At 36.9% G+C, this 10525-nt stretch carries 12 protein-coding genes; 1 reads left to right on the top strand and 11 read right to left on the bottom strand.

Annotated elements, in window-relative coordinates:
* Positions 1–426 precede the first annotated feature (426 nt).
* Entirely contained in the window at positions 427–1254 is an 828-nt protein-coding gene (locus B154_RS0107025) for an alpha/beta hydrolase (protein WP_018612888.1), read from the top strand.
* Positions 1255–1326: 72 nt separating this feature from the next.
* On the opposite strand, the gene B154_RS0107020 is transcribed toward B154_RS0107025, so the two are convergent.
* The 11 genes from B154_RS0107020 to B154_RS0106970 all read right to left on the bottom strand — a co-directional run bounded on the left by B154_RS0107020 (position 1327) and on the right by B154_RS0106970 (position 10394).
* Positions 1327–2007, bottom strand: coding sequence for a toxin-antitoxin system YwqK family antitoxin (locus B154_RS0107020; protein WP_018612887.1), 681 nt, complete (start codon positions 2005–2007; stop codon positions 1327–1329).
* Between the two features lie 259 nt (positions 2008–2266).
* Positions 2267–2686 (bottom strand): type II 3-dehydroquinate dehydratase, encoded by a 420-nt coding sequence (gene aroQ, locus B154_RS0107015; RefSeq protein WP_018612886.1) that lies wholly within the window; start codon positions 2684–2686, stop codon positions 2267–2269.
* Between the two features lie 127 nt (positions 2687–2813).
* Complete coding sequence (gene carA / locus B154_RS0107010) at positions 2814–3905, bottom strand: glutamine-hydrolyzing carbamoyl-phosphate synthase small subunit (protein ID WP_018612885.1); 1092 nt, start codon at positions 3903–3905, stop codon at positions 2814–2816.
* A gap of 203 nt (positions 3906–4108) precedes the next feature.
* A complete protein-coding gene (rplQ, locus tag B154_RS0107005; protein ID WP_018612884.1) occupies positions 4109–4684 on the bottom strand; it encodes a 50S ribosomal protein L17 in 576 nt (191 codons plus the stop codon).
* 121 nt (positions 4685–4805) lie between these two features.
* On the bottom strand, positions 4806–5807 hold the full coding sequence (locus B154_RS0107000) for a DNA-directed RNA polymerase subunit alpha (RefSeq protein ID WP_018612883.1): 1002 nt from the start codon (positions 5805–5807) through the stop codon (positions 4806–4808).
* A 103-nt stretch (positions 5808–5910) separates the two neighbouring features.
* Complete coding sequence (gene rpsD, locus B154_RS0106995) at positions 5911–6516, bottom strand: 30S ribosomal protein S4 (protein WP_018612882.1); 606 nt, start codon at positions 6514–6516, stop codon at positions 5911–5913.
* A gap of 129 nt (positions 6517–6645) precedes the next feature.
* Positions 6646–7056, bottom strand: coding sequence for a 30S ribosomal protein S11 (rpsK, locus tag B154_RS0106990; protein WP_018612880.1), 411 nt, complete (start codon positions 7054–7056; stop codon positions 6646–6648).
* A 162-nt stretch (positions 7057–7218) separates the two neighbouring features.
* On the bottom strand, positions 7219–7599 hold the full coding sequence (gene rpsM / locus B154_RS0106985) for a 30S ribosomal protein S13 (protein ID WP_018612878.1): 381 nt from the start codon (positions 7597–7599) through the stop codon (positions 7219–7221).
* Positions 7600–7695: 96 nt separating this feature from the next.
* On the bottom strand, positions 7696–7812 hold the full coding sequence (rpmJ, locus tag B154_RS0106980; RefSeq protein ID WP_018612877.1) for a 50S ribosomal protein L36: 117 nt from the start codon (positions 7810–7812) through the stop codon (positions 7696–7698).
* Positions 7813–7926: 114 nt separating this feature from the next.
* Positions 7927–8145: a translation initiation factor IF-1 gene (gene infA, locus B154_RS0106975; RefSeq protein WP_018612876.1), complete on the bottom strand. Its 219-nt coding sequence runs from the start codon at positions 8143–8145 to the stop codon at positions 7927–7929.
* Positions 8146–8441: 296 nt separating this feature from the next.
* Entirely contained in the window at positions 8442–10394 is a 1953-nt protein-coding gene (locus B154_RS0106970) for a DNA topoisomerase IV subunit B (protein WP_018612874.1), read from the bottom strand.
* Positions 10395–10525 lie beyond the last annotated feature (131 nt).

The following is a 10525-nucleotide window of genomic DNA, read 5'->3' as shown; positions in this document are numbered from 1 at the left end:
TATTACAACGCCGTATATGCTCCAGACCTGTCTTACTCCAGGATGTATTGCCACACTTTAAGCAAGTAAATTCCTTTTGCCATTTTAAACAACTCAGATATTTTAAACACTTTTCCTTGGTATCAAAATGCCTTGCAAACTCCAAAATGTCAGTACCTTTAAACATAATTAACTATAAATTTTAGCTAAGTTACTGATATTGCTAATATTATTAGTTTTAGTATTGGAGTATTTAAAGGCCTATTTCTATATATTTTTTATCATTTACAGATTAGTAAAATTAAGGGTGCAATAAGAAGAGTTTTAAAATTTATTTTCTGTTTAGTAAGATGAAGTAAATCTACCTGTTTAAAAAATTCCTATAATCATTATTTATCGTCTTCTACCTTATCTTTATCTTTATCGCATAAGTTTTAATGCCTCTATATGAAAAGAACTTTCTTATTATTTATTTTCATTTTTACTTTTTTCAGCACTTTTGCTGCAATAGACACTGTTAGCATTTACAGCTCCAGTATGTTTAAAAATGTAAAGTGCGTTGTAATAACTCCTTCGGATTATAAAAAATCTAATCACCGTTATCCTGTCGTTTACCTGCTGCATGGTTACAGCGGCAATTATAGTGATTGGGTAATCAAGGATCCTGAAATGCAAAAACTTTCAGATGAAAATAAAATGATGATTGTATGTCCAGATGGTTCTTTTAGCAGTTGGTATTTTGATAGTCCTGTTGACTTGACCATGCATTATGAAACAAATATTGGCGTAGAGATACCAGCTTACATTGACTCTGTTTATCATACTGTAAAAGACCGTAAAGCAAGAGCGATTACGGGCTTAAGCATGGGCGGGCATGGGGGATTATTTATTGGCTTTAAGCACTCAGAGACTTTTGGTGCGTGCGGAAGCATGAGTGGGGTTTTAGATATTAGCAACTTTCAACAAATTCGCGGACTGGATGTTGAAAAAAGATTAGGTGATACCATCACGAACAAACAATATTACTATGATTGGTCTGTGATAAATATTATTGAGAAATATCCCAAAGACTCTTTAGCCATTCTTTTTGACTGCGGCATTGCGGATACTTATATCAATATGAACAGACGGACACACGAAAAAATGCTGCAACTAAAAATCCCGCATACTTACACCGAAAGACCTGGCAAACATGACTGGGATTACTGGAATAATGCTTTACGCTATCAATTGTTGTTTTTCAAACAATACTTTGCAACGGGAAAAATTTCATAAAGAAATAAACCGGAGAAGAATTTGAGAAGTAGTGAGCTAAAGAATACCTTAACGAAGGCTCTAACTATTAAATTAATAAGTCGAGCCATCAATTACTTTGACTTTCTTTTTGCCAACCTTCTTTTCAAATTCCAGCACTTCTTTTGGTACTACCTTCGAAGGACTTCTTTCTTTGGCAGTTGTTGAATCAGATAAGGAAATATCTCCATTAATACCGGTTTTTATCTTTGAGGGATCTTCCAGCTTATCCAAAAAATAATTTTCTGTCCTGGTAATTAAACCAGTTGCATTGTCAAAATATTTCCATGTTCCATGCTTTACTGAGCTGCCTTCAATTTTAACCACTCTCCTTTCTACTTTGGTTGGATCAACCGGGTCTACTACATCTACTGTATCATATGGATTAGCAGGATTTACTGCTTTCCAGCTCTCTTCCCTCACCGGACCTGAAATACTATAATAGTCGCTTTTACCGTCCTTATTACCCCAACGATATCTTTCAACGGCATACAAATCTCCCATAGACGTGTAGACTCTCCATACACCTTCCTTTTTTCCATCTTTATATACACCTTCCTCTTCGTACCCTGGCTCGCCTCTCACGCCATCTACTTTAACAGACCATCTGCCTTGCTTTAAATCGTTTTTATCAACACAATTAATGGTGTCCCCACTATTTGTCAGCCGGTAACTTTTCCATTGAGAAGATGCGGCAAAGGATATAAAAAAGAAGGAAAAAAACAACCACTTCATAAGTCTATTTTACCTTGTAAATTAAAATGATTAAAGGAGATTTTAAGGAATAACGTGTTAAAATATGAATAACGTCAATGGATACCAATTGAAAGACGTTTTAGCAGCGGGTAGCACTTACTTAAAAAGCAGGATCAGAAACTTATTCACAATAGAGGCTGGTCCTGACCTAGTTGTGACATAGCTTCAGATCCTGCCGACGAGGTGCATTTATTAGCAAAGAAATCGATGCTTTTACCTTAATCAACGAACTATTAAATCAACTACTTAAGAAACTGCGTATAGCCAGTTCATATCCCTTTAATCCCAGGCCGCTTATTGTGCCTTTACACTTTGCTGATACATGGCTTATTTTCCTAAATTCTTCCCTGGCAGCAACGTTACTGATATGAACTTCAATAACAGGTGCTGTAATGGCCGCAATGGCGTCGCCAATGGCAACCGAAGTATGTGTATAACCACCGGGGTTTATAATTATACCGTTGTATTCAAATCCGTATTCCTGGAGTTTATTGATCAACTCTCCCTCTACATTACTTTGATAGTAGGAAAATTTTATTTCCGAAAAATTGTTTTGTAACTCTTTAAAATATTGCTCAAAATCTTTATTACCATAAACTTCCGGCTCGCGTTTGCCAAGCAAGTTCAAATTTGGCCCATTAATAATTGCTATTTTCATACCCTTATCCTCCGAAGATGGACTTTAAATTCTTTTTCAAAAAACTTTCAAATGATAATCGTAAATATTATTATAAATAGGTTATGTGTTCTAACCTCCCCACCTTTAGGCAAGGTTTGAATATCAGTTATTTTACCATTTCTATAAACTCATCAAACAGGTACCTGCTGTCATGTGGGCCCGGGAAACTTTCGGGATGATATTGAACACTAAAAGCTTTTTTACCTTTTACTCTAATTCCTTCTATGCTGTTATCATTAAGGTTTACGTGGGTTATCTCAATATCAGGATTATTTTTTACAGCCTCTGGATCAACGCCAAAACCGTGATTTTGAGTAGTTATCTCACATTTACCGGAAATCACGTTTTTAACAGGATGATTTAACCCCCTGTGCCCGTGATGCATTTTATAGGTAGGAATATTGTGGGCTAAAGCTAATAACTGGTGTCCAAGACAAATGCCAAAAACAGGTTTATTTTCTTGGAGAATTTCTTTTAAAGTGTCTACCGCATAACCCATTGCACCGGGATCACCAGGACCATTGGAAATGAAGTAGCCGCTTGGATTGAAAGTTTTCATTTCAGAGACGGTAGCGGTAGCAGGGAAAACCTTTACATGCGCTCCCCTGTCTGTCATACACTTTAAAATATTAGATTTCACACCATAATCTACTACAGCAATTTTTATCTGAGAGTCAGCATTACCCACTTCGTACGCCTCATTTGTAGAGACTTTTGAAGCAAGCTCCAAACCCTTCATGCTAGGCACTTTTGCTAATTCAGCTTTCAACTGCTCGACCTCAGTGATTTCAGAAGAAATAATACAATTCATTGCACCTGCATTACGAATATGTTCGACTAATACTCTTGTATCAATATCTTCAATACTAACTATGCCATTATCATTTAAATAGGTCTCTAACGAACCTTTTGCCTGTTTCCTGCTATATAATTCCTCAAGATTTCGACCAATTAGTCCCTGTATTTTTACGGTTGCGCTTTCAACATCTGTATCCTTGACTCCGTAGTTACCTACATGCACATTGTTCATAATTACAATCTGCCCGTAGTAACTAGGATCAGTAAAAACTTCCTGGTAACCAGTCATACCGGTATTAAAACAAATTTCACCAGTGGCTGTGCCTCTTTTACCAAAAGACTTACCGTAAAACACCGTTCCATCTGATAAAAGTAAAATTGCAGTCGGTTGTTTATTCATCTTATTTATTCCTCGTGTTATTTATATAAAGGATATACTAATTAAATACGTAAGAGCTCCAATAGTTTGAAACAAATGACCCCTCTTATTTTCAAAGGGCAAAATTATCATTATACACAAAAAGATTATCATAAAACTTTCTAACAATAAAAAAGGCAAGGTTAATAAAAACCTTGCCTTTCGTTATTTTTAAATTGCGATCATTATTCAGCAGGCTGATTTTGTTGCTCAGTGTTGTTGTTAATAACAGCTTCATCTGCTGTTGCGTCAGTGGCAGCAGGAAGTTCTGTAGCAGAAGTAGCTTCTGTACCTGCCTCCGGCGCTGTTGCTGTTGCTGCAGCCCCACTTCTTCTGCGTCCTGCACGACGTGTTCTTTTTCCTGCAGTTTCCTCTTGAGCCGCAGTTCCTTTACCATACACATCATTGTAATCAACTAACTCAATAAGTGCTAACTCAGCATTATCACCTACACGAGTTCCTAACTTAATGATACGTGTATATCCACCAGGGCGGCCTTCTACTTTCAGACGAACTACATCAAATAATTCCTTGATCGCTTCTTTATCCTGTAAATAGCTAAAAACGATACGACGCTGGTGCGTTGTATTTTCTTTAGCCTTCGTAATAAGAGGCTCAACATAAGTTCTTAAAGCTTTGGCTTTGGCTAATGTTGTAGTGATACGCTTATTAGCGATCAACTGAGAGGCCAGGTTACTAAGCAAAGCAGAGCGATGGCTTGCTTTACGGCCCAGATTGTTAATTTTGTCTCCGTGACGCATGACTTGTTGTTTTATGGGTTGTACCGTGTCAGGAATTACAACCCTATCTTTATAATTTTAGAAATTTTTAGAGAGGTGCTTTTCTAATTGTTAGAAATAACACCTGTTCACATTTTTTAGATTAATAATCATCCTTATCAACACCTAACTTACCAAGATCCATTCCGAAGCCTAGACCTCTTTCATTCAACACTTGTTCTATCTCACTTAACGATTTCTGTCCAAAATTTCTAAACTTCATCAGATCCTCCTGCTCATACTGTACCAGTTCGCTTAAACTATTGATTTTTGCAGCTTTTAAGCAATTAAAAGCACGAACAGATAGGTCAAGATCTTCCAATGGAGTCTTAAGCACCTTGCGAAGCTGTAATGTCTGCTCATCTACAAGATCTTCTTTTTTCTCTTCTTTGCTGTCGAAAGTTATGTTTTCGTCAGTTATGATCATCAGGTGCTGTATCAAAATACGGGAAGCTTGTTTTACGGCTTCTTCCGGATGAATGGTACCGTCTGTTTGTACTTCCATAACCAGTTTTTCAAAGTCAGTTCTTTGTTCAACACGGGTATTTTCTATGGTGTACTTTACATTTTTAATTGGCGTGTGAATACTGTCAATAGGTATATATCCGAAAACTGAATCTTTTACCCTGTTATCTTCTGCAGGTATATATCCCCGTCCTTTACCGATTGTTATTTCAATATCAAGTTTAGAACTGCTGTCCATCGTACAAAGAAGCAACATTGGATTCATCACTTCAAAAGCTTGTGTAGCATCACCAATCATTCCGGCAGTAAACTCAGTTTGATTTTTAATGCTCAACGTTACTTTTTCTGTATTAATTTCACTATCAACTTTTTTCTTAAAGCGTACTTGCTTCAAGTTTAAAATAATTTCTGTTACATCTTCTGTAACCCCTTTCAATGTTGCAAATTCATGCTCTGCACCTTCAATTTTAATTCCCACAATGGCATAACCCTCCAGCGAACTCAACAGCACTCTCCGAAGTGCATTTCCAATGGTAAGGCCGTAACCAGGTTCCAATGGACGAAATTCAAACTGTGCCTCAAAATCATTAGCTTTTTGTAATACGATTTTGTCGGGTTTCTGAAAATTTAATATGGCCATTTAATATTGACTATTTATTTGATTTAATTATTTGTGAATTCTAAGTATCAATTGTGAGCTAAGACTTTCAAAAACTTACACGCATCATCACTCACCGCCCACCTTACTTACTATATAATTCCACAATTAGTTGTTCCCTTATATTTTCAGGAACACTTTCTCTTTCCGGATACGCTATGAATGTTCCTTTTAGTTCGGTCTCATTCCAGTCTAACCAGCTAAACTTTTGATTTTTACCACGAATATTGCTGGTTACTGCTGTATTACCAGCACTCTTTTCTTTCAAACCGATTATATCACCAGGTTGCAATTGAAAAGAAGGAACGTTAACTACGAAACCATTAACGGTAACATGTTTATGAGAAACTAACTGCCTTGCAGCAGGACGGCTTATAGCAATGCCTAAACGGTATATTGTATTGTCAAGACGCGCTTCCAATAGTTTAATAAGGTTTTCACCTGTTACACCTTTACGACGGGCAGCTTCTGTAAATGTGTTACGAAATTGTTTTTCCAAAACGCCGTATGTGTATTTAGCTTTCTGCTTTTCTTTTAACTGTGTAGCATACTCACCCAATGTTTTACGCTTGCGCTGGGCTCCATGTATACCTGGAGGGTTGCTGTTTTTCGTCAACCACTTTCCGTTACCTAAAATCGGCTCACCGAAAATTCTTGAAATCTTGGTCTTGGGACCAGTGTACCTTGCCATTATGTTACTTTTTTACAGATTTTTTTGTTCCCGATGCAGTTCATTTAAAAATCTTAAAATTCGAGCTGCACCAGCTTTATAAATATTTATTTCAACAACGAATTATAATTTAATTCTAGATTTCTTCTTCTATACCCTACGCTTCTTAGGAGGACGACAACCGTTGTGAGGCAAAGGAGTTACGTCTTTTATCATCGTCACTTCAAGGCCTGAATTAGCAAGTGCGCGAATTGCACCTTCTCTGCCTGACCCAGGACCTTTTACATATACATCTACCCTTTTCAAACCTGCGTCCAGTGCTACTTTAGCTGCATCCTGTGCCGCTAATTGCGCTGCGTAAGGAGTATTCTTTTTAGAACCTCTGAAACCCATCTTACCTGCGCTGCCCCAGCTGATAACCTGGCCATTTTTGTTGGTAAGACTAATGATGATGTTGTTAAAAGTAGCATTGATGTGAGCATCACCATAAGCGTCTACTTTTACTATTCTTTTTTTCGCAGCGGCCTTTGCGCTGTCTTGTTTTTGTTGTGCTTTAGCCATGATTCTTTTTTGAGGTAATCTTCTGTTTTAATTATGCCCCTCCCTTTTACAAAGTAATAAAAGATCCGGGGCGGGTATATATACAAAATTGAAAATTTAAGATTCCAAATTCCCTTATAAAAAGTTGGAATTCGCAATCCTAAATTTTCATAGTTGCAGTTGTTATTTCTTAGGTGCTTTCTTTTTACCGGCAACTGTTTTACGCTTACCTTTTCTTGTACGGCTATTCGTACGGGTGCGTTGACCACGCAAAGGCAAGCCTTTACGATGACGAAGGCCACGGTAGGAAGCAATGTCCATTAACCTTTTAATGCTCATTTGAACTTCACTTCTCAAAGCTCCCTCTACCTTTATCTCGTTGGTTATAATATTACGGATATCGGTTTGCTCCTGGTCATTCCACTGGTTTACTTTTTTATTTATGTCTATACCAGCTTTATCAAGTATATACTGAGCAGTAGAGCGACCTATACCATAAATATAAGTAAGTCCAATTTCGCCTCTTTTATTTTTTGGTAAATCTATACCGGCAATACGAGCCATATTTTAAATTTGAAACCCCTACCTTACATGAGGTGGAGAATTTTTTATTTTTTATTTAATCGGTTTTTTTTGATTGTTCCCCGCTAACGGTGTGGTTTACCCTTGGCGTTGCTTATACCGAGGATTCTTTTTGTTTACAATATAAAGCTTGCCCTTTCTTCTGACAATCTTGCAATCTGCACTTCGTTTTTTAATAGATGCTCTTACTTTCATAATTCAGTTTTTTTCTTAATGCTGCAACCAGTTTGCTCCAAGCCTTAAGCGTTTACAGTTTATTTATTGTTCTAAGTCTTTAACCTTATTATATAATTGTGAACAGTATCCGCTCTATTTATAACGGAATATTATTCTGCCTCTGCTTAAATCATAAGGACTCATTTCCACTCCCACTTTATCTCCAGGAAGAATTCTTATATAGTTCATTCTCATTTTCCCACTAATGGTAGCAATGATCTCATGACCATTTTCCAACTTAACCCTGAACATTGCATTTGAAAGGGCTTCAACTATAGAACCATCTTGTTTAATCAGTGCTTGTTTAGACATACTATTTTTGGGAGCGCAAAGATAAGTGTATATAAATAAAAATAGAAAAAAACGTGGAAAACTTTAAAAAAATTGTGGAAAAATTAAAAGATTATCCATCTATTGATACTAAAATAAAGAATTATTTATAATTCTGCCTCAAATCTTTAGTTTCTTTAACAATTAATAAATCAATTTCATTTCTTCTTTTTCTTACCACTACAGTTAGAAAATCCACTAATTCAGACAGCTGCATTTCATCCCAATGGAAATTCAAAGGTTAATAACAACTCATTCTCATAATTTGCGCGTCGCCTCTAGGCAGCCACTTCCGCTGATACGTGTTCTGCTATCGCTTCGGCTTTTGCCTCTTCAATATCATGTTCTACCTCTTCTGTAAGATCTAATTCAATTTTTAAATTATCAATAATAAACTCTTGCCGTTGCATCGTGTTCTTACCCATATAATACTCAAGCAATTGCTGAATATGCGTTTCAGGCTGCAGCAGCACCGGTTGAAGTTTTATATCATCTCCAATAAAACGGGCAAACTCTTCAGGGCTTATCTCGCCCAATCCTTTAAACCGTGTTATTTCGGGTTTACCACCAAGCTTTTTTATTGCTTCCTGCTTTTCGGTTTCGTCATAACAATAAATGGTTTCTTTTTTATCTCTTACCCTAAACAATGGCGTTTCTAAAATATGCAGGTGACCATTTTTAACTAAATCGGGAAAGAATTGCAAAAAGAATGTAAGCATCAACAGGCGTATATGCATCCCGTCAACGTCAGCATCGGTAGCAAGTACTATATTGTTATACCTAAGTCCTTCAAGACCATCTTCAATATTTAACGCGTGTTGCAACAGGTTAAACTCTTCATTCTCATACACAACCTTTTTTGTTAGTCCATAGCAGTTTAGAGGTTTTCCACGAAGGCTGAAAACAGCCTGAGTGTCTACCCTGCGGCTTTTTGTAATGGAGCCGCTGGCACTATCTCCCTCTGTTATAAATACAGTTGTCTGGTTTCGCTTTTCTAAAATCTCCTCTTTATTTTTTCCTTCAATTTCATCGTTATAGTGAAACTTACAATCGCGTAACTTTTTATTGTGAAGGTTTGCTTTTTTTGCACGCTCATTAGCAAGCTTTTTAATGCCAGCCAACTCCTTTCTCTCCCGTTCGCTTTGCTCAATACGTTTGCGCAGTGCGTCGGCAGTTTGAGGGTTTTTATGAAGGTAATTGTCAAGTTCTTTACCTAAAAAATCCTGCATGAAGTTGCGCATCGTTGGGCCCCCTTCAAACATTGTCAAGGAACCTAGTTTTGTTTTAGTCTGGCTTTCAAAAACAGGCTCCTGCACCCGTACGGAAATGGCTGCGGCAATGCTACCACGTATATCTGCAGCTTCATAATCTTTTTTGTAAAAATCACGAATAACTTTTACAAACGCCTCTCTGAATGCCTGCTGGTGTGTGCCTCCCTGTGTAGTGTATTGCCCATTGACAAAGGAATACAAATCCTCTCCATAATCGTTATTATGGGTCAAAGCAATTTCAACATCTTCACCTTTCAAATGAATAATAGGATAACGAATTTCATCTGCATTGGTACGGCGTTGAAGCAAATCAAACAAACCGTTTTTGCTTACATATCTTTTTCCGTTATAGTTAATAACCAGCCCGGCATTCAAATAACAATAATTCCAAATCTGGTTTTCTATGTAATCATTTATAAAATGAAAATTCTTAAAAACAGTTTCATCAGGATTAAATGTTACCAGCGTGCCATTCGATTCATCTGTATCCTTTTCTTTATATTCCTTTAACAAAACGCCATTCTGAAACTCAGCCGTTTTTTGCCGGCCTTCACGAAAAGCAGTTACCTTAAAATACGTGCTTAATGCATTTACCGCTTTGGTACCAACCCCGTTTAAACCCACACTTTTTTGAAACGCTTTACTGTCGTACTTGGCGCCCGTATTTATTTTACTAACAACGTCTACCACTTTGCCTAAAGGAATTCCACGTCCATAATCTCTTACAGTCACCGATTTTTCAGCAATGGTAAGTTCTACATTTTTGCCATAACCCATGGTAAATTCGTCAATACAATTATCCATTACCTCTTTAATCAACACATAAATGCCATCATCGGGACTGCTGCCATCTCCCAGTTTACCAATGTACATACCGGGCCGAAGTCTTATATGTTCACGCCAATCGAGGCTGCGAATACTATCTTCATTGTATTCATTCAACTGATTTTTTTCTGCCATCTTCAAATTATCTTATTTCTCAAAAAACTTTTTATGGTAATGAACTTTTGTGCTACTATTTACCATTGTTGTGTCACTCACTTGTACCTGTATCTCTCCTCCCAACAATTTTTAAACAAAAAAGCTAAAAA

It is taken from the genome of Segetibacter koreensis DSM 18137 (genome assembly GCF_000374045.1).
GTDB lineage: Bacteria > Bacteroidota > Bacteroidia > Chitinophagales > Chitinophagaceae > Segetibacter > Segetibacter koreensis.
The sequence above is the reverse complement of the archived record's forward strand: the minus strand, read 5'-3'. Positions and strand labels throughout refer to the sequence as shown.

What these genes read in the sequence shown, in the direction of transcription:
- B154_RS0107025 (WP_018612888.1), top strand. Translation starts at nt 427, where the DNA reads ATGAAAAGAACTTTCTTATTATTTATTTTCATTTTTACTTTTTTCAGC.
- B154_RS0107020 (WP_018612887.1), bottom strand. Translation starts at nt 2,007, where the DNA reads ATGAAGTGGTTGTTTTTTTCCTTCTTTTTTATATCCTTTGCCGCATCT.
- aroQ (WP_018612886.1), bottom strand. Translation starts at nt 2,686, where the DNA reads ATGAAAATAGCAATTATTAATGGGCCAAATTTGAACTTGCTTGGCAAA.
- carA (WP_018612885.1), bottom strand. Translation starts at nt 3,905, where the DNA reads ATGAATAAACAACCGACTGCAATTTTACTTTTATCAGATGGAACGGTG.
- rplQ (WP_018612884.1), bottom strand. Translation starts at nt 4,684, where the DNA reads ATGCGTCACGGAGACAAAATTAACAATCTGGGCCGTAAAGCAAGCCAT.
- B154_RS0107000 (WP_018612883.1), bottom strand. Translation starts at nt 5,807, where the DNA reads ATGGCCATATTAAATTTTCAGAAACCCGACAAAATCGTATTACAAAAA.
- rpsD (WP_018612882.1), bottom strand. Translation starts at nt 6,516, where the DNA reads ATGGCAAGGTACACTGGTCCCAAGACCAAGATTTCAAGAATTTTCGGT.
- rpsK (WP_018612880.1), bottom strand. Translation starts at nt 7,056, where the DNA reads ATGGCTAAAGCACAACAAAAACAAGACAGCGCAAAGGCCGCTGCGAAA.
- rpsM (WP_018612878.1), bottom strand. Translation starts at nt 7,599, where the DNA reads ATGGCTCGTATTGCCGGTATAGATTTACCAAAAAATAAAAGAGGCGAA.
- rpmJ (WP_018612877.1), bottom strand. Translation starts at nt 7,812, where the DNA reads ATGAAAGTAAGAGCATCTATTAAAAAACGAAGTGCAGATTGCAAGATT.
- infA (WP_018612876.1), bottom strand. Translation starts at nt 8,145, where the DNA reads ATGTCTAAACAAGCACTGATTAAACAAGATGGTTCTATAGTTGAAGCC.
- B154_RS0106970 (WP_018612874.1), bottom strand. Translation starts at nt 10,394, where the DNA reads ATGGCAGAAAAAAATCAGTTGAATGAATACAATGAAGATAGTATTCGC.